General features: G+C 36.6%; 11 protein-coding genes. All 11 read right to left on the bottom strand.

The genetic code is table 11. The annotated features are described in order from the left end of the window. Positions 1-67: 67 nt before the first annotated feature. The 11 genes from BZG02_RS07720 to BZG02_RS07770 all read right to left on the bottom strand — a co-directional run bounded on the left by BZG02_RS07720 (position 68) and on the right by BZG02_RS07770 (position 20,455). A complete protein-coding gene (locus BZG02_RS07720; protein WP_101260836.1) occupies positions 68-1,123 on the bottom strand; it encodes a glycosyl hydrolase family 17 protein in 1,056 nt (351 codons plus the stop codon). Positions 1,124-1,311: 188 nt separating this feature from the next. After that, complete coding sequence (locus BZG02_RS07725) at positions 1,312-4,770, bottom strand: hypothetical protein (RefSeq protein ID WP_101260837.1); 3,459 nt, start codon at positions 4,768-4,770, stop codon at positions 1,312-1,314. 141 nt (positions 4,771-4,911) lie between these two features. Further along, the gene (locus tag BZG02_RS07730) at positions 4,912-5,751 is read right to left on the bottom strand and encodes a glycoside hydrolase family 16 protein (protein WP_101260838.1); all 840 of its coding nucleotides are present in this window, start codon (positions 5,749-5,751) and stop codon (positions 4,912-4,914) included. A 27-nt stretch (positions 5,752-5,778) separates the two neighbouring features. Continuing rightward, complete coding sequence (locus BZG02_RS21010; protein ID WP_218972184.1) at positions 5,779-7,119, bottom strand: family 16 glycosylhydrolase; 1,341 nt, start codon at positions 7,117-7,119, stop codon at positions 5,779-5,781. Positions 7,120-7,238: 119 nt separating this feature from the next. Next, entirely contained in the window at positions 7,239-8,642 is a 1,404-nt protein-coding gene (locus BZG02_RS07740) for a PKD domain-containing protein (RefSeq protein ID WP_101260839.1), read from the bottom strand. A gap of 78 nt (positions 8,643-8,720) precedes the next feature. After that, positions 8,721-10,283: a RagB/SusD family nutrient uptake outer membrane protein gene (locus tag BZG02_RS07745; RefSeq protein ID WP_101260840.1), complete on the bottom strand. Its 1,563-nt coding sequence runs from the start codon at positions 10,281-10,283 to the stop codon at positions 8,721-8,723. Positions 10,284-10,310: 27 nt separating this feature from the next. Further along, on the bottom strand, positions 10,311-13,352 hold the full coding sequence (locus BZG02_RS07750; protein ID WP_101260841.1) for a SusC/RagA family TonB-linked outer membrane protein: 3,042 nt from the start codon (positions 13,350-13,352) through the stop codon (positions 10,311-10,313). A 313-nt stretch (positions 13,353-13,665) separates the two neighbouring features. Further along, a complete protein-coding gene (locus tag BZG02_RS07755) occupies positions 13,666-16,596 on the bottom strand; it encodes a helix-turn-helix and ligand-binding sensor domain-containing protein (protein ID WP_143470433.1) in 2,931 nt (976 codons plus the stop codon). 207 nt (positions 16,597-16,803) lie between these two features. Beyond that, positions 16,804-17,916: a PLP-dependent cysteine synthase family protein gene (locus BZG02_RS07760; protein ID WP_101260843.1), complete on the bottom strand. Its 1,113-nt coding sequence runs from the start codon at positions 17,914-17,916 to the stop codon at positions 16,804-16,806. Between the two features lie 278 nt (positions 17,917-18,194). Further along, the gene (trxB, locus tag BZG02_RS07765; RefSeq protein ID WP_101260844.1) at positions 18,195-19,148 is read right to left on the bottom strand and encodes a thioredoxin-disulfide reductase; all 954 of its coding nucleotides are present in this window, start codon (positions 19,146-19,148) and stop codon (positions 18,195-18,197) included. A 26-nt stretch (positions 19,149-19,174) separates the two neighbouring features. Next, positions 19,175-20,455 carry an L-cysteine desulfidase family protein gene (locus BZG02_RS07770; protein WP_101260845.1) on the bottom strand — a complete coding sequence of 427 codons (1,281 nt, stop codon included), beginning with the start codon at positions 20,453-20,455 and terminating at the stop codon, positions 19,175-19,177. Between the last annotated feature and the right edge of the window lie 85 nt (positions 20,456-20,540).

A 20,540-nucleotide genomic window follows, 5' to 3' on the forward strand; every position in this document is an offset into this window, starting at 1 on the left:
TTTTCAGGGGAAGTGCCGATAGGCGAAGGGGTGAAATTTCCGTTTTAATTTATTCGGCTTACATGGATTATTCCTGCATCACTTGCTTTGGTTTGCGATCGACTGTAAAGATTCCCCAGTGCTTTTCTGCTCCTAATGGATTTGCAGTTTCGCCTTTCCAGTCCTCATCAAAAGCTTCGAAAAAGAAAGTGGTAATGTTCATTTCCGCCGACCATTTCATCAAGTCGTTGTAATATTTTTCTTGTTTTTCTTCGCTGGCTCGTTCGCCAAATTCTACAGCTTCACTTGCCCATCCGGCTTCTGTTATAACAAGCTTACTATCTGGTAAAGCGTTTCGAACTTTCTGCACATTTTCTATGGTGTAAGACATTGCTTCGTCGCTATCTTTGCCTTCCCAAATTGGGTAAACATGAATGGAAACAAAATCGACAACTTTGGCTAGTTTTTTACCATTTAAAGCCCACCATTCGTAATTATCGGCAACGGTTACTGGTTGTTGAATTCCCTTCTGAACCTTTTGCACATAGGCAATAATGCTATCGGTATCTACTTTATGATCGTTCCAATCCACCAAAGCTTCGTTGCCAACATTAACAGCAACAACTATTTCGGAGTATTTATTTGCCAAATCAATTCCTTTTTCAATTTCTTGATGATTTAATATTCTGTTCGCATCCAAAATATCCTGAGCGATTGGTTCTGTTAACCATTCACAAGTTTCGTGAGCACTTAATTCGGCTTTTAGCCAAACTCCGAGCATTACTTTAATGTTTAGCTTATTTTCTTCGATAATTCGGAGTACGGCTTGCGAATTTTCACCCGAATCGTATAAACGAATCAGATTAAAAAGAGCATCCTTAGAGATGATTAGAAGATCTTCCAGAACTTGCGCATCGGTAGGATTCACCGCTCCATTTCCTCTGTCGGGATGTTGTCCGGTTCTAAATCCAGAATAAGCAACAGCTCTTAAAGTACCATTCAACAAGTCTTTTTTGCTTTGCTTAATTTCCAATTGTTCCTTTTTTTTCTCAATGGTATTTTCTTGAGATTTCTTATTTTGATTCTTACACGAAGCCAACAATACGGCCAATGATATCAGAATAAAGAAAAGCGTATTTTTCATGATTGAGTTTTATGGTTTATTGCTTTTGTTTTCCCTTGCAACGAATTGCTACAAAACTTTTTTTAGCTTTTTATCAACAGTAAATATTCACTTCTTACCAACTTCACCTTAAGCTTATTAGGTTAGCTTTTAAAAGAAATCTGTACCATCACAATCTTGTTCTGTGATCGTACAGATTCTATTCAACATTATTTTCTCTCAATTGAAAAATCGATTCGCTCCACTTTCCCATTTCGATTAAAAATCGAAGCACTTGTTTCCCTATCAATTGTATTATTTGGAATCACTTTCGTTTCGCCATTTTTGAAAGTAATTTCTATTTGACTTTTTTCTGCGGAAGTATAAATTACAGGAACTTTGCAGTAAGTAAATCCCAACTGACCAGCGTGCATTTCAATTTGTTTCTTCTCATTAGCAATGTCATAGTAAACAAACTTCTCCTCGTGGTTCAGCATTTCTTGATCGTTAAACAAGCTTGTGCTGAATACTATTTGTCCGTTTTTAACATGGACTCCTAGTTCTAAAATTCGAGAGATAAAATCCTCTTTTACCTGACCAGTCATGCCTGGCTGTTGAGCACCTGCATGCGAAGGAGTGTGAGAATAAGCATCGGTTGGAAATGCTCCGTATAATTTCGGAGATTTATACAATCCAATACCAGCTTTTATTTCGTAGTAATGATCTTTAATTTTACCTATCAGCACAGGATCTGCTCCTGTTGCTACCGCATTAAAATAGCTTTCCTGGGTAGCTAGTAACAGTTTCGAAACCATGTGCCAATAAATGCTTCCTAATCCTTCGAATCCGTAGAAAGTACCCGAGCGACCTGTAAATGACTGATGATCGAACATCTCTTCGAAAATACCAAGTACTTTTTCCTTCTCCTTCTCAACAAGCTCTCCGTACTGGTCTGAATTCAACTTATTGATTGCACTTTCTAAAATACCAGCATTTCTAAAAGAGCCATTGAAATGATAAGCTCCTAAATCATCTACGTTCAAAATGGAAGAATTCTGATCGGCAATTAACTGACTTAATAATTTGGACTCTTTTACCTGTTTGCCAGGGATGTTATTCTTTTCGGCAAAAAGTGGTAATTGTCTGTTTGGATAAAGAAAATAGCTGTATTGATCTTCGCGGAACAATGCACTTGCTTTTAAAGCATCTAGAATATCCAGACTTTCCTGAGGATTTAAATAAGCCGAACTTAAAACAGCAACCTGTCCTTCGAGCATTTGGTATAAATAACGAACCGAAATACTTTTATCGGAAAATGAAATAAGGTTGTATGCATGATACAATCCATCTTCGCGTTTGTTTGCTTTAATCGATTGATCCATATAGACCAAAGCCAAATCTGTGAACTTACATAAGTCGCTCACCTTCACTGTCTTTTTTAATCCTGAAAAGGAATTTTTATAGATTCCATTTCTATATTTGCTTCCTGCTTCTCCCAAGATATCGGCAAAACGTCGTCGATCTTCATTGGTAAAACCACTCTCTAAAAGCGAAGAATTGTATTTAAACAAGTCGTATATATTCTCCAATAATAATTTTACTTCTTCGGAAATGCTGATCTCCTGAACCGAAACCGAAGCAAACTTTTCAGACCAAAATTTAAGGAATCGTCGCAGGTAACACAAAGTAACCATCGACACACCATTCCCTACTAAAGCATTGTTTGCATCGTTCCATTCCGGACGTTGCGTGTTTAGCCAAATACCTGCTTCAGGAATAAAATTACTAAGCTTTGTTAGCAGTGTTACCAATATTTTTTCGGTTAAGTTGACTTGATACAAGCCATCTTTCCCGTTTTTAAGCAATCGCGCATCTGCACCAATTTGCTTCACCATTTCTTTAATTTGATCGTTTAAAGCAAAATCAAACTCGATGGTATCCTGTGGATTTTTTACAATATCTTGATAGGACTTGATTCGATACGGAACATTTGCATACACAAAGTTTTCCTTGCTAAGCAATTCATCCAACTTTTGTGGATGATGTTCATTCGACAATTCCAGAAATTTTTGCAGGTAAATAATCTGATGATCTCCCCAATACCCGATATATGCCCAAGGATCATGCGGATCGGGACATTCCCAATCAATTCCTTCTCTGGTAATTCGGTATGGATTGTACCCATCAGCAGTGGATGCATTTAAAAATTTACCAATCATTCCCTCAATAAATTCAGGATAGGAAAGCCCCAAAGCTTCCCAGTTTTGGAAAATATCACGCCAGTTTCCCTGATAATTTAATTTTGGTGAACCATCTTCATTTTTTGTTTCGATAGAAAATTGATTCCATGGTCGACTAGGATCTCCATGACGACGACTAAATGTTAGAGGAAGGTATTCGTAAGAAATTCGAATTAAATCGACATTGCCGGTTTTTTCGGCCAATTTATTCAATTCGGTATAAGTAATTGTGGCAGGCAATTCACTCAACCAGGCTTCCAATTCCTTAGCAACTAATTTATTGGTTTGCTGAACGAACAGTATAAAATCAGTAGTCTCTACCGAATAGTTATCCGCAAAAATTCCACCTCGCATTACATTAAAAAGGGTATTTGCAAAATGACGAGCATAAGCCAAATCATCATTCCCCATTTGCAAACCATCGGCATCGGCAACAATTTGAATTAAATTCTTTGTGCCTAAATCAATATCATTTGCTACTAATTCAAAGATATTTTTCGTCGTTTTTATAAAATGGTTCAAATTGGCAACTGAGGCGCTAGTCTGATTTACCTCCGCAACAATAATCCATTCGCGAGAAGCTTTTGCATCCAATTCCAATTCTGCATTTAAAATATATGCTCCCCTTGTAGCTCGAACATCAAATTCTGCCTCCACCGGAAAACCAGCTTTAAATCGATCCCATTGTCTGCACGATAAAAGTATTTTCTTATCCTCTAATCCATACGACCATACCGTAGTCGCATTTAACGATTCACTTGGCTCTGCTCTGTCAACAGGAATTGAACTTAGCAGGTACAATCCTAAGCCACTTTCGGCAAGCAACTCACTTTTCTTATAAGCATCTAATAGGTTGCTATATTCATTCTGGAAATTGTAATCGATACCACAAGGAAGAATATTTTCGATTCCATCCAAAATCTCAAAATTGATCGTTTTATCGCTTAAATTCGCAACCCTTGATTTCTTTACCAAACCAAATTTTTCACTGTTACTCCAGCTGTATTGAAAACTCAATCCCAAATCGAAATTTACCTCTTCGAATACCAGCTTATTGCCATAAATACTTTTGTATAAATTTCTTTCTATTTTATAAATATGTAGTTGATCTTTTGAGAAGGGTTGCCATAGTAAAGCTTTTTCAGCCTTTTCTACCAGTAGAATTGTTTTGCTACCCGTTTTATCTATATAATCGTGAATTTTATCAACGGTATAATAAGGGAACAATGCATTATTTCTGTCTTTTCTTCCTGCCGACAAAGAACCATTGCTCGATATGAACATCCAGTGATCGGAATCACTAACTATACTCATAAAGAAGTCTGACATTTGATCAGAATTGCTGATCTTGTAAAACTTTTCATTGTGTAGCTCTACGAATTTTCCCTCCACTTCAGCCTCGCTGTAATTCAAACTCGTGTCTCCCAAATAAATGTTATTCTTCTTCATTTTTAATCTTAATTGATTCTACTTCAATTACTTATTCTGTAAAAACTTATGACTCTATATTGTAATTCTAAAAGGAATTTAATTTCTTTCTGCTACTTATTCTTTCACCAGAATAAGCTCTAATTTGAATAACAGGTGAAATTATTTTTTCTGATAAATTCTCACATAATCTACTTGCATTGTTTGTGGAAACATCTGCTCATCAATTCCCTTTTCACTTCCCCACGCACCGCCAATAGCAAGATTAAGAATTAGATAGAACGGCTTTACATAAGGCCATTTTGACTCTCCTAAACCTTCATTTTTATATTCGAAAAAAAGTTGATCATCAACAAAAGCTCTCATTACTTCAGGAGTCCATTCCCATGCGTAGGTATGGAATCTTTCATCTACATCGGCAATCTTGATTGTATTGGTTTGTTGCGTTCCAATTTGCCATTGATAATCGGTAGAATGCGCCGAAGCATGAATTGTTCCTAAATTATGTCCTACATGCTCCATGATGTCAATTTCACCAATCGCTGGCCAGTTTCCATCTTTAAAAGTCCAATCTTTTGGCATCATCCATATTGCAGACCAAGTACCTCTTCCCTTTGGCAACTTAGCACTAACTTCAATTTTTCCGCACAACCAAGTCTCTTTGGAATTTAAACGAGCCGAAGTATAATCTTTGCCCTCAACTTGTTCTTTTAGTGCATGAATTGCAAGAACTCCATTTTCGACCCAAGCATTTTCTTTCTTCGCGATCGTATAATATTGCGCCTCGTTATTTCCCCATCCATCCGCATTACCAGCTGTATCGTAAAGCCATTTGGTAGAATCGGGTAAACCTGTATAGTCGAATTCGTCGCTCCACACCAATTGATAGGTATCATCGGTAGTAACTATTTCATTTTTCGAACTAGAATCGGATTTTTTCCAATTACAGCTAGCTAATAGAAATAAAATTCCTGTTAGTATAATTGTATTTTTTAGAAGCATGATATCTGTTATTTTTTATTATTCGACTTATTGATATACTCTCACATAATCCACTTGCATGCTTTGCGGGAAGATGGTATTATCGATTCCCTGAGCACCTCCCCAATTACCACCAACAGCAACATTTAAAATGAAGAACTGAGCTTTATCGAATGGCCAATTGCTCGCCGTTTTTGTGGCTGGAGCATAAGTATGCGTTATATTTTCAGGTGTATCGATATAAAAATTTAACTCATCCTCGTCCCATAAAAGACCGTAGATATGAAATTCTTCTTCGGCTGATTCTAAAGTTTTACTACTTCCATCGCCGTTTGCTCCTGAACCTGCAGTTGTGTGTACTGTTGCATGCACTTTATCTGGTTCATAACCTACGTATTCCATGATATCTATTTCGCCACATGCAGGCCAACCTACCGAGCTTATATCTTCACCCAACATCCATATTGCAGGCCAAATTCCTGTTCCAGAAGGTAATTTGGCGCGTATTTCCATTCGTCCGTAAGTAAACGACTGTTTCCCTTTAGAAATCATTCGTGTAGAAGTGTAAGACCCTGCTACTTTACTATCATTTACTTTTTTGGCAGTAATCACCAATTTACCATCTGCAATTGTGGCATTATCGCCATTGGTGTAATTTTGTAATTCGTTATTGCCCCATCCACCGGCACCGGTTTCAAATGTCCAATTGTCTGTATCTACAGATGTTCCATCAAACTCGTCCGCCCACACCAATGTCATATTATTCAAGTAATCCGGATCATCTTGAGTGATGCTTATCTGTTTTGTGATAATTTTTTCGAAATCGCCATTATACACGTGTAACTCTACATCGTAAATGCCTGATTTGTGTAAATATATTTCCGTTTGATCGATATTATCGCCAGTAATTTCCTGATCGTTATATTCCCATGAAATACGATCATAATCGCCTGTTGTAGTATTTGTTAGCGTAACAAAATTAGGCTTGGATGCATTGATAGAATAGGTAAAATCAGCAACAAAAACATCGTTTTGAATACTTACGGTTTTTGTTATTACCTTATTATTCGACAACTCATTATCAAGTCCCCAAAGCGTTAACTGAACTTGATAGTCTCCTTTTTCCGAGTAGAAAACGGTGTAATCTTTTGTATTTGCACGTTCTTTTTCAGAAAACTCTCCGTTTCCAAAATCCCACTGCATAAATAAATAAGCTCCTGTACTAGTATTAGAAAATACAATTTTATTTGCATCGTTCACATCTTCAGAAAATGTAAAATCGGGAGCATAAGATTCCTCATCATCGCTCTTGCTACAGGACAAAAATACAGATACAATAAGTAGCGTAAATACTAATTTAACAGGTGTAAGCAAACGAGATATTTTCATGAGGATTTGATTTCAAAAAAACCAACTATTTACTTAGTAAAGTGGGTCGGTTTTTAGTTTTAATAAAATAACAAGTGATAAATTTGCCGGAGCACACCAAGTGCTCCGGCAGAATTTAATTAGGGTAGTAATTGAAAATTATCGATGTAGAATAATCCTGCATTACAGTGACCTTCTGCTCCCAATTGGATAACAATCTGGTCAAAATCAATACGATCCGTTACATCGCTATAATCAAAAGTCAATTCAATCCATTGATTCAACTGATCATCCGTTAAAGTATGACTTCGAACTACTTGAGTTGTATAAGCATTTCCTTCCAAAGAACTGTTTTGAAGTTTTACATCTACCTGAGGCATTAGACTCCATTCAGTAAGCCAGTCATTTCCAGGATTACATTGAGTATCATAATCGTTATAAGAAGGAATAAATACTTTCATGGTGAATGTATTTCGAACCGATAAATCCATCTTATAATCCAATACGGTAAGAATATTTTCCCAAGAACCATCTCCTTTTTGATATTTCGCCACTTTCTCTGATGAATTTACATCTGATGGAGCAAAATTGTCAATCATATCAAAACCTTTAATGTCTTTAGTTTCCCAAACCACATTACCATTTCCTTCAAAATCATCTGAGATATCATTACTCTCCAACTCTTTTACTACTGGAGCTGGTTCTGGAGTTAACTTATCAACTGGTCTGAATCTTGTGAACCAATAAAAACTACCTTTAGAATCCCAAAATACTACCTCCAATAAATCCTCGGTAAGTGTTGTAATTTGATATTCGGAAGCTCCTGCATAGTATCCTAAGAAACCACCACCAGTTACTGTAAGCATTTCACCTGCCACAGTACAAACAAAATCACCACCCTCAAAAGGCATAATAAAATCACTACCTGAAGGTTCTTCGTTACCAGCAGTAGTTCCTAAATCGGAAGCCCAAGAACCATTGGCATAAACTAAACCGTTAGTCACTTGATTTACGGTTAAACCGGATGCTCCAATACTAAAAGTAAATCTGTCATCATACAAATTTCTTTCTGCTTTATCATTTATAGCAGCACCATACCATTCAACAGGATTTGCAATGGTTGGTCCTAAGCCAAAATGAGCTTTAGAATAAGCATCAACAGCCCATGTTTGTGAACCACTTCCAATCAATTCATCGTAAGGATATCCCGAAAGAAAAGCAGGGTTATCAACAGTTGTTGTAATCTCATCTTCGACAACAGTAACACCTCCTTGAGAAATTACAGTTAATGTAACTGTATAAGTTCCCGCAAAAGTATATTGAGCAGTAACCGAACTTCCTTTTTGTGTAACACCATTTCCCAAATCCCAAACTGAACTTACGCCTGGAGTATTGTTGTAAAGAGTGTACTCATTGGTTACATCGGTTGGAGTAAATCCCCAATCAATTTGATCTGCCATTAGTGTATCCGGAGTGCTGTATTCATCGGGAGAACAGGATACTACCACCACTAAAAGCAATATAAAATAGAATATTTTTTTCATAGGTTTTTTTATTTTAAATATTTGCCATATAAGTCTTGAAATGAATCAATCACAGGAAGTGATTTAATTTCTAACCTATTAATAACCATCATTTTGCTCTAATTTATAATTCGATAGTGCAATTTCGGTAGAAGGAATTGGCCAAAATCCTCTGGCTGCAGAATTCACAGCAGAATCGTAAATACCACCCAAATTGGTTGCATTAACAGCACTTTCAAGAACTGGCATTCCTTGACGAAGCAGATCCCAATATCTGATTCCTTCATAAGCAAATTCTAATTTCCTTTCTGTAAAAATTTGTGCTAAAGTAACTGCACTTACTGGAGAATAAGATTCAAAAGCACGAGCTCTCACCTTATTGTAATGTATTGCAGCAATAGCGTTTGATCCGATATGAAATTCCAATTCGGCAGCCATCAATAATACATCTGCATAACGTATTGCAATGTAATTTTGAGGAAAATTAAGATTTGGATTCCCGACTTCTGGCACTTGACTTTTTAGTCCTGCATACTTTTTATTTAAGAAACCAGTATACTGATCTCCCTCTTCAAAATTTCCATCACCCAATTCTTCTACCAAATTGATTATAGTGAAGTCACGTCGGAGATCACCATCTTCGTAAGCATCGTAAAGTTGCTGCGTTGCAGGAGAAAAACACCATGATGAATAATACTCTGAATCTGATGTTGTTCCTCTAGGACCAACGAATACAACCATTTTATTCCCGATATCATATGGTGCACTCCACCATTGTTCTCCTTCACCTTGATTTGAAAATTGAACTTCAAAAATTCCTTCGATCGAATTTTCTACCCACGAATTGGTAAATTCTGAATGTCCCCAAAGATTTCCGAAATCGGGTAACAGATCGGCACCACTATCAGAAATTATCTCATTTAAATAAGTTAAAACCTCAGCACCAGTTACATCACCAGGCATGGTTGAACTTGCATTTTTAGTTCCATATACACCATCGTAAAAAAGGTACATTCTGGCTAATAATGCTCTAGGAGCCCATTCGGTAATTCTTCCTTTTTCGTCGTTACTGTAGGTAACATCTTTTAAATAGCTAATTGAAGATTCTAAATCGCTTGCTATCAGCTCATAAACCTCATCAACAGGAGCTGCTGCTTGTGAATATTCAGATGTTGTCAAAGTTTTTGTTATCAAAGGGATATTTTCGAAAAGACGAACTAAATTAGAATAGTAATACGCTCTTAAAAAATATGCTTCTCCTTTAAACTGTGTTTTTAATTCTTCAGTCATTTCAGAATCGTCTACTTTTTCCAAAAAAACGTTCGCTGCGTAAACACCAGCATATTGATCGTCCCACATAGTACTCCACATACCTTCTGAAGCGGTTGTAGTTCCACGGTCTGCTTTTTTTACATCAACACCATCGGTTGCTGAACCTCCTCCACCATAAGAGTCATCGGATACAACATCTAAAGTTAATTGAACTGTTGAACCCCAGTTTCGTTGAAGAGGTTCGTAAACCGCGATTAATGCTCTATACATATCGTCTTCGGTACGATAGAAGCTTTCCTCGGTTTGCTCTGTTACCGGACTTTTCTCAAGATAGTCGTCACAGCCCATGAAAGTAACAGCAAAAAGAAGTATATAAATTATCTTTTTCATTGTTTTTGTTTTATCTGTTAAAAAATCTTAGAAAGTAATATTAGCACCAATAGTATAAACTCGCGCTTGAGGGTAAATTCCTTGATCGATACCTGTATAGAATACATTATCGGAATTTCCAATCTCAGGTTCTAATCCAGAATACTTTGTGAAAGTCAATAAATTATCACCCGACACATAAATTCTAAATTTCTCTATATGAAGTTTATCCAAAACTGATTTTGGTAAAGTGTAACCAATTTGTAGATTCTTAAGTCTCAAATAATCAGCATCCTCAACCATGTAATCGGAAAAATTACCATTATTGTTGTTACTATCACTCCAAGATACCTTAGGGGTTGAATTCGAAGACCCTTCACCTGTCCATCGGTCTAAAATAGATGTTTGATAGTTTGCATTAGGAAGATCGTAACGACGAGTTGCATCAACAATTTGGTTTCCTACTACACCGTACCAGAACATACTTAAATCGAAATTTTTATAAGAGAAGTTCAAATTTAAACCTACCGTAAAATCAGGATGTGGATCTCCTAAGTTAATTCTATCGGCATCGTCCATTACTCCATCCTTATTCTGATCTACATAAATTAAATCACCAGGAGTTGCATTTGGTTGATGAGATCCATCGGTACTAATTTGTGCTTGATTTTGATAAATTCCGGCAGTTTCCCATCCCCAGAAATATCCAATAGGCTCCCCTTCTTTAGCAATGGTTAGATTTTTCATTCCTGAAGGACCAACATTTACATCCCCGTAAATAATACCTTCATCGTTATTAATCTTAGTCATCTCATTTTTATTTGCTGAGAAATTAAGAGTAGCACCGTAGGTAAAATCGTTGTAATTACCATTGTATCCTACTAATGCTTCGAAACCTTTGTTTTGTACAGTACCACCGTTAACAGTAGGAGCACTATTTCCAACGTATCCAGGAATTGGAGCATCAATCAAAAGATCTTTTGTTTTCTTGTCGTAATAATCCAAATTCATATAGAAATTTGAACCTAATCTTAGATCAATACCTATATCGGTTTGTTCCGAAGTTTCCCATTTTAGATCAGGATTCGCAATTTTTGATGGCGAAGAACCATTTACAACAGTACCAGCATTAAAACTATAATTGTGATTATTAGCAATGGAAGAAAGGTATCTGAAATTTCCAATATTTTCGTTTCCATTTTGTCCCCAACTAACTCTTAACTTAAGAAAAGTAACCGGACCTAAATTATCCTTTAAAAAATCTTCTTCGGATGCGATCCATCCTGTAGAAACAGAAGGGAAAACAGCGTAACGATCATTTGGTCCGAAACGAGATGACCCATCACGACGAACCGTTACAGATGCCATGTATCGATCTTTAAAGCTATAATTTGCACGACCAAACAAGGATAATAGAGAATTAGAACTATAAGTACCTCCTGCAGATTTACTTTCAATGTTACCCACATTATCAATGTAAGCATAATCAATTCCATCAATAATCAATTCGCTACCACTACCACTTAAGTTCTCATAGTTGCTTGTCATTGCAGTTGTTCCGGCAATTACATCTAATTCATGCTCTCCGAAAGTGTTGTTGTAATTAATTGTTGTTTCCCAGTTTGTACTGTACCAACTATTCATGGTTTTACTCACCTTTGTTGTACTATTCTGAGTAATTGTACTTAGAGCATATACCGGAGTATAAACATCGTGCCATTGATAGGCATAATCAATACCTAAGGAAGTTTTCACTTTTACGTGATCAATTACTTTGTATTCTGCGTACAAATTACCAACAATTTTATCTGTTTTGTATTCGTCATTCAGGTAATACATTCCAGCAACTGGATTTACGATTTCCTGCATGTTACGTATTGGCCACGAAAATTCACCATCTGCATCCTTCACAGTAGTAATAGGATCGATATTAATTGCACGAGCCAAAGGAGAATTGTATACACTATTAGGATCAACTCCTTGCGAAGTAAAGTGAGAATACACCATCGATGTACCAACTTTTAACTTTTTATCATAGGAAGTATAATCCCCTTTTACTCTAAAGTTAATACGCTCATATTCCGATTTATCCTCAGAAACGATACCATCCTGACTAAAATAAGATAGTGCAGTAGAATATAATATTTTCTCGGTACCACCGTTTAACGAAAGCGTATGACTTTGAATTGGTGCATTTTTACGGAAAATTTCTTCTTGCCAATCTGTTCCTGAACCTATACCAGCAATTTCAGAATCCTGAATCCAATCAGCAGAGGTATTATCCTTTCCTGCATTCAATAAAGATTCATTAATAATCATAGCATAATCCTGTGCATTTAAAAGATCCATTTGTCTCCATGCATTTTGAATACCATAATAACCATCGTAAGAAAGTTTTGCAGCACCTTGAGTTCCTTGTTTTGTGGTGATAATAACAACACCATTTGCTCCCCTAGCACCATAAATAGCAGAAGCAGAAGCATCTTTCAATACCTCCATGCTACCAATATCGGTAGAAGATAAGTAGGAAATATCGCCTACAGGATTGCCATCGATAATATAAAGTGGCTGTGAATTTCCGGTAGTACCAATTCCACGAATATTAACCGATAAACCAGCACCTGGCTGACCTGAATTCGATGTTACTTGTACACCAGAAACTTGTCCTTGCAATGCTTGTTCGGCACGTTGAATCGGCATTTTTTGAATATCCTCTGCTTTAACCGATGAAATAGAACCAGTTACGGAACTTTTTTTCTGAACACCATATCCAATAACAATGACCTCATCTAAGCCCATATTATCGGTGACCATTATAACATTGATCACATCTTGTGTTCCTACAACAATTTCTTGGGTTGAAAACCCAACCATAGAAAACACAATAATATCTTCTTCACCAAGTTCTAAGGAATAGTTTCCATCAAAATCAGTAGAAGTTCCAATAGTTGTTCCTTTTACCACTACCGAGGCAAATGGTATGGGTGTACCATCCTCTGCCGAGGAAACGGCACCAGTCACAACATGCCCTTGCGCGAACGTTGTCATGCAAAAGAATGTGAGAAATAAAAACAAGACTGTTTTTTTCATAAAATTAGTTAGTTAAGATTAGAATATTAATTCTGTGCGTTGCTTTCACAATCTACACCTACAACGATTGCAATGTACGACCAAGATCACTGCACCTCCTAAAAAACCAATACATCACAAACTCTACATACTAAAAACACCATTACATCATTACTACGTCAACTGCCTTTTTAATATTTATAACTACCTTATAATCTATATATTTAACTTACTTTAACATTTTTTCATTTTTTATACCGCCTACATCAAATAATGAAAAAAGGCTAATGATTTACACCATTAGCCTTTTTTAGATCAGAAAAAATACCCCTGACTAAACGTTCAAAATAAAGTCGATTAAATTTTCATCGCGTGTAATATTGAATTTCTTACGCAAACGATACCGACTTATTTCTACTCCCCGAACCGAAATATTCATTAAAGGAGCAATTTCTTTTGTGGATAAGTTCATTCTTAAGTAAGCACAAATTCGTAAATCTTTTGGTGTTAATTGCGGATATTCGGCTCGAAGCCTTTTCAAAAAATCTTCATGTACCTGATCAAAATGCATCTCAAATTGTTCCCAATCCTGATCGCTATTAAATTCTGCATCGATAGTTTTCATTAGTTGTCTTACCTGTACCAATGCCGTTGGATCTTTAATTTTTTTCAAAGCTTTTTTCAATTCTCCTACAGAATAGGAAAGCACCTCGTTTTTATGAATAATATTCATTGTAGATCCGGCTAACTCCCGCGTTTTAAATTCAACTTCGCCTCGCAATTTGTCGTTTCTTAGTTGCACAATTTCCCTTTCGGCAATCAATGCCTCCTCCCTAAACTTTTGTTCCTTTTGCTTTAGCTCCTCTTCCTGCTTCTTTTTTAAATGGTTTTGCAGATATTTAATTCTAATTCGTATAAGAATAATGATTGCATAAATGCAGAATAGTGCCAATAAAGTATAGATAACAAATGCTACTCGTGAGCGATACCAAGGTGGCAAAATGGTAAAATGAAATTGATCCTTGGCAGAATTAAGTCCGTACTGATTCTGTGAAATCACTTCAAACACATATTCTCCTTCGGGAAGGTTGGTGTACTCCTTTTGTAAAGTATTTTCCCATATGGATGGGGTTTCGTCAAAGCCTATTAATTGGCATTGGTATTGAATTAACTCTGGATTGCTATATTGCGATGCAGCATATTTGAACCGAAGCGCATTGCTCTTATAGGGCAACTCTATTCGATTTTCACCATCGGCATTAAACTGAATTTCCTTGACATTGGAGTAGGCTCCATAATAGATAATAGAATCCTGAGAACTACTGATTCGAACCTCTCTAATAAAAACTGAAAATGGTTCGTTGTATTTTTTTATAACCGTTGGGTCGTAATGTACAAAACCGTCCTCTTTTCCAAACAAAACATTTTCTTTATCGATTACATTCACATTCTCGAAAGCAACAATAAAAGAAGATTTTAAGGAGGCAAAAGGTTTCTTAAGCATTTCGTATGAGTTATCGACTTGCGACTTTAACAGACCAACGTTCTCTCCCTGAAAAAACCAAACATCTCCATTTTTCTGCTCATACAATTTATTAACAGATTCTTCGGTTCCAAATAAATTATTCAAGTTCTGATGGATTTCAAATTGATCGGATTCGGCAACATATTTATAAAAGCCATCCCTACCTGCAAAAACGTTTTCTCCGCGTAGCCTACTAACATCAATTCCTAAATTAGAATGAAAACCATCTTCCACACCATAGAATTTGAATTTTGTGCATTTATCAAGCTCCTCATTTAAATACAAATGATAAACTCCCTTGTAACCATGACACATCCAGATACTATTATCATCGCTCCAAATAATTTCGCGAGATGATTCGTTGAAACCTTCCACTCGTTTAACAAATTTCCATTTATTACCTGTTTGTGCAGATTTCTCGAAAAGAGTAAAACCAGTATAAGTACCTCCTATCATTTTATTTGGATACTCTTTTTTATAAAGATATTTCCAACCTCCTGCTATATTAGAAATTAATTCTCCTGTATTTTTTTCAATTCTAAAAGTTCCTTTATTGTGTCCACAAATCAATTCATCATCAATTACCTGTAAGCTCCAAACTTGCCCCGATGTATTTATAACCAATTTAAATTCTTCTTCCCCATTTACCGCATTGCCAGAGAAATCATATTTACGCGTAAATAAACCCCTATTCGTTCCTAAATACAAATAGCCTTTGTAATAAATCGATGCATAACCAGCTCCCAAATTCTTATCTTTCGGGAAAACAGAAAGAGGAGAACTAATTTCCAGATAATCAATTCCATTATCCAATCCCATCCACAAATTTTCATTCTTATCCAAGAACAAGCTTAAAACCGTATTATTCTGCAAGCCTTTTTCGGTATTAATATTCTGAACTATTTGTCCCTCCTTATTAATAATATACACTCCATTTCGTACCGTTCCAAAAGCAAATTTCGAATCTCCAATAGCCAAACCCGTGTATACCTGATTACTTTTAAATAATTGACTAAGTTCCTTATTCCAAGGGGAAATTTGAGTTCCATCGTATAAAAATAATCCATCTAACGCAGTGGCTATCAGTATTGTATTGTTCGAAAAGGGAATCATATTAACAATTTCGATATCACTAAACAATTCTCCTCCTTTTAGAATATCTAAGGAGCGACCATCTAATTTGCAAAGCCCTTTTTTTTGTTCGCGCACATAAAACTGATCGCGCACCATAAAGCTAAAATGAAATTCATTTTTATCCTGAATTTGAGAAATAAGCCCATCGCGGTAATAGAATATTTTTTGAAAGGAATGAAAGAGGATTCCTTTTTTATAGGGGAAAATTTGCCATACTTCTTCAAACTCCCTATCCATTTCGGGCAACAAATCAACAAGAGAATGGTAAATTAGTTTTCCTTGATGGTCTGGCTCTAAATATCCAAATTCGTTATAAGCACCAACAAATACCCGCCCGGTACTATCTACTGCCAAAGAACGAACCACCGAAATATTTGGCATTGGAATCACTCGCCAATTACTACCGTCGAATTCTAACACTCCTGAGTTATTAGCAAAATAAACGAGTCCATTGGGAGCCTGAACAATATCCCAATTTTGGGTTCCTCCGTTGTATTGGCTTCTGTGATAATTCTTTATAAATGGAATTCCTGTACTCTTCACTTTAGTGAATGCATGTAGACTAGAAAGAAAAAATAAAAGGAAAATAAGGGCGATTCTTTTCAAGATGGGATCTGTTTTGTTTACGCTGAAATTTAGGTGCTTTATCAATAAAATCCAAACAAAAAGAAATCTACCTAATTTATTCCTGTTTGAATCTATCTATATCGAGACACAAAAGTATAAACAAATGGTCATTCCGTATTCTTTGGCAGATTAAAAAAGCCCGTTGAACAATTGGTTCAACGGGCTAATAAAGTATTATATCACTAATTAACTTCTTCGAGGACAGAGAGGTAATTTTAGCATTTCGTAGGAGTCATTAAATTCGCTTTCGACACAATCTGTTGGATCACAGCAAGTATGACAAACTCTTTTAAAGGAGCGAAAACTATGAAGCTTTACATTCGGAGCCAAAAACTCCTTCTTAATTGGCTCTTCGTTCATTAAATCGGTACTCAAATATTTTTTATTATCATCGGCAAAAACAGTAACCACTACTGCTTCTCCGCCTAACTGATCCTGAATTTTTAGTGCTCCTAAAAAGTTAGCCCCTGAAGAAATTCCAACACCCAAGCCAAGTATCGATGATAGTTTTTGAGCCATAATAATAGCATCTCCATCGTCAACACTCACAATATCGTCTAGTTTGTTTAACTCAACAATAGAGGGAATGAATTCATCAGAGATCCCCTGAATACGATGCTTTCCAACTTTATGACCGGTTGACATGGTTGGCGAATTAGAAGGCTCTAAAGGATGAACCTGTATGTTCGGGTTTTGCTCTTTTAAATATTTACCAACCCCCATCACAGTTCCTCCTGTGCCAACTCCAGCAACAAAAGCATCAGGAATTAGATTTCTATATTTTAATTGCCACCATAATTCTTGTGCGGTCGTCTTGTAATGAGCTTCGCAATTATCTCCGTTGGAAAACTGCAGCGGAAGAAATGTATTACTATTCCCTTCGGCCAATTGATTGGCCATATCAATACTACCCAGAAAACCACCTTCTTCTTTGCTAACCAATTTTATGTTGGCCCCATAACTTTTCATTAAATTGATACGCTCCTTACTCATCCAATCGGGCATAAATATCGTTACCGGATGTCCCATTGCTCTTCCAATACCCGAAAAAGCAATACCTGTATTGCCACTGGTAGCTTCGATAATTTGATCACCTTCGCGCAACGCACCACTTTCGTATGCTTTTTCGATAATATGATAGGCCATGCGGTCTTTTATACTACCTGTCATGTTTAAATACTCGGCCTTTGCATATATTGTTCTTCTTGTTCCCTTGTATTCGAATTCAATTGCCAATAATGGAGTATTTCCAATTAGACTAGAAATACCATGAATTCTTCCGCTTAGTGTTTGTTCCATACTTATTAAGCGTTTGCTTGCAGTTGTGTTGTTGTTTTGTGTTGTATGTTGTTAGTTGGAATCGTTTTTTACATCCTCTAAAAAACATTCATTTTTTTTAGTAGGATTTTAGGATTCGTTTCTCTTTTACTATATTGGAAAAAGAGGCAATCCCAACCGTTGATTTAAAACGAATACATGTCTGAAATATACGGGATTGCCAACTTTACTGAAATTTGCACCATAAATAATGGAAGTTATTTATTTAGCCGAACTGGTGCACTAAGCTAAGTTTTATATTAATTCATCTCTGCCAAATATCTCTCTGCCTCCATGGCTGCCTGACATCCAGATGCTGCAGAAGTAATCGCTTGTCGGTAATTTGGATCCTGAACATCGCCACAGGCAAAAACTCCTTTTACATTTGTCATGGGAGTACCTGCTTGAGTCAGTATATAACCTTGTTCATCCGTATCAACATACTTAGAAAATACATCAGAATTGGGATGATGACCAATGGCTAGAAAGAAACCATCGATAGCGATCTTTACTTCTTTCTCCATTGGAGTGCCAAGTTTACTGATTAATGTACAGCCTTCTACTCCATTCTCACCGGTTAACTCTAAGGTATTGTGTTCCCACAAAATTTCGATATTCTTTGTTCTAAGCACTCTTTCCTGCATCGCTTTAGAAGCTCTTAAAAAATCTTTACGAACAATTAAGTATACCTTTTTACACAAACCAGCTAAATAGGAAGCCTCTTCGCAAGCGGTGTCGCCACCACCAACAACAGCTACATCTTTTCCTCTATAGAAAAACCCATCGCAAGTAGCGCATGCCGAAACACCCGAACCTCTGTATTTTTCTTCACTCTCCAAACCAAGATATTTAGCAGTAGCACCGGTTGCAATAATTACCGAATCGGCTTCAATTTCCTTATTTCCATCTACTTTAACCTTAAATGGTCGTTGCTCTAAGTTTACATCCGTAACGATTCCCCAACGACAATCACATCCAAAACGCTCTGCTTGTTTCTTTAACTCTCCCATCATAACAGGCCCAGTTACACCTTCGGGATACCCAGGGAAATTATCGATTTCGGTTGTAGTAGTTAACTGACCACCAGGCTGTAATCCTTCATAAACTACAGGATTCAAATTTGCTCTTGAGGCATAAATTCCTGCTGTATATCCTGCTGGTCCCGATCCAATAATCAGACACTTTACTCTTTCAATATCTTCTTTACTTTCCATTCTTTAAAATTCTTCTTTCTATATTCTTAAGAAACTTGCTTCATCTTTTCCAACATGGTTTTTAGAATCACCTCATCGGTTACTTCCATACCTTCATTTGCTAAACGACCAATATTACGAATCGTAACTTCCACATCATCATCGATTATCCCATTCGAACCATTTAAACAATTGTGATTCATTGCTAATAAAGAAGACTGGATGGCTGCACTTACGCTAGCTGCTATTTTATGCGAACAACCATACTTAGCTCCATCGCAAATCATACCAGTTACACTTCCAGTCATATTTTGCAAAGTCATTCCTAATTGCTGAAAATCTCCTCCCATGATGTATGTAATACCACATCCTGCGCCAGCAGTAGACAATAGTACCCCACAAAGAGCTGACAATTGACCAACAAATGATTTCATGTAAATCGTAACTAATAATGCCAAAGCCAAAGCTCTTAGTAATTTGTCGTTCCCAACTTTAAATTCTTCGGCAGCAACCACAACAGGAAGCGTAACACTAATTCCTTGATTTCCGCTACCACAATTCGACATTACAGGCATAGAACTACCAGCCATTCTTGCATCCGACGCAGCTGCGGTGAGCATAATGGACCGACTCATTAAATCCTCTTTCAATATGCCTTTTTGAATATTAAGCATCATCGATTTTCCAACTTGCAGCCCGTAACATCCTTTTAAGCCTTCCTCGGCAATGGATTTATTAAGAGCAATTCCTTTCTCAAGAAAAGCGATATCCGCAATATCTACTGTATTAATAAAATCATAAATACTGCTAAAACTCCAGTCTTTCATACTGGAAACGGCATCTTCCTTCGATTCAGGATTACTCTTATAAAGCACAACTCCATTGCGTTCCATGGAAACAATGTTAGTATGTCGATCCTGAATGATAACCCGACCAGATTCTTCCCCTTTATAACAGATGCACTCAATGTATAACTTAGCAACATTATACTTCACATCTACTTTAACTTTCCCTTGTTTCACATAGGTTTGCGCCAACTCCACAACATCATGATTGATTCCATCCAAAACTTCCAAACCCGCCATCGGATTCCCTCCTAAGGCTCCCAAAGCACCAGCAATAGTTAAACCAACCATTGTTGAACCTGGAATTCCTACTCCCATTCCATTCTTAAAAATATTTCCACTTACATGGAATTCAATTCGATCTGGAAATTGATTCAAGATCTCTCTTGCTTTCGAGGCGGCATAAGCAACAGCCACAGGTTCGGTGCATCCAAGTGCAGGAACAAATTCTTCTTTTAGTTTTTGCAGATAAACTTCTTTCATTGCTGATTTTATAAAAAAAGCAAATAAATGCTTTTCGGTAAGTAATAGTGGTTGGTTAATAGTTTCAGATAAAAGAGCGGACCGA

It is taken from the genome of Labilibaculum filiforme, assembly GCF_002843315.1.
In the GTDB taxonomy this organism is placed as follows: domain Bacteria; phylum Bacteroidota; class Bacteroidia; order Bacteroidales; family Marinifilaceae; genus Labilibaculum; species Labilibaculum filiforme.

Coding starts and splice junctions, on each gene's coding strand:
- trxB (WP_101260844.1), bottom strand. CDS start 19,148: ATGGAAAGTAAAGAAGATATTGAAAGAGTAAAGTGTCTGATTATTGGA.
- BZG02_RS07770 (WP_101260845.1), bottom strand. CDS start 20,455: ATGAAAGAAGTTTATCTGCAAAAACTAAAAGAAGAATTTGTTCCTGCA.
- BZG02_RS07740 (WP_101260839.1), bottom strand. CDS start 8,642: ATGAAAAAAATATTCTATTTTATATTGCTTTTAGTGGTGGTAGTATCC.
- BZG02_RS07750 (WP_101260841.1), bottom strand. CDS start 13,352: ATGAAAAAAACAGTCTTGTTTTTATTTCTCACATTCTTTTGCATGACA.
- BZG02_RS21010 (WP_218972184.1), bottom strand. CDS start 7,119: ATGAAAATATCTCGTTTGCTTACACCTGTTAAATTAGTATTTACGCTA.
- BZG02_RS07730 (WP_101260838.1), bottom strand. CDS start 5,751: ATGCTTCTAAAAAATACAATTATACTAACAGGAATTTTATTTCTATTA.
- BZG02_RS07725 (WP_101260837.1), bottom strand. CDS start 4,770: ATGAAGAAGAATAACATTTATTTGGGAGACACGAGTTTGAATTACAGC.
- BZG02_RS07720 (WP_101260836.1), bottom strand. CDS start 1,123: ATGAAAAATACGCTTTTCTTTATTCTGATATCATTGGCCGTATTGTTG.
- BZG02_RS07760 (WP_101260843.1), bottom strand. CDS start 17,916: ATGGAACAAACACTAAGCGGAAGAATTCATGGTATTTCTAGTCTAATT.
- BZG02_RS07745 (WP_101260840.1), bottom strand. CDS start 10,283: ATGAAAAAGATAATTTATATACTTCTTTTTGCTGTTACTTTCATGGGC.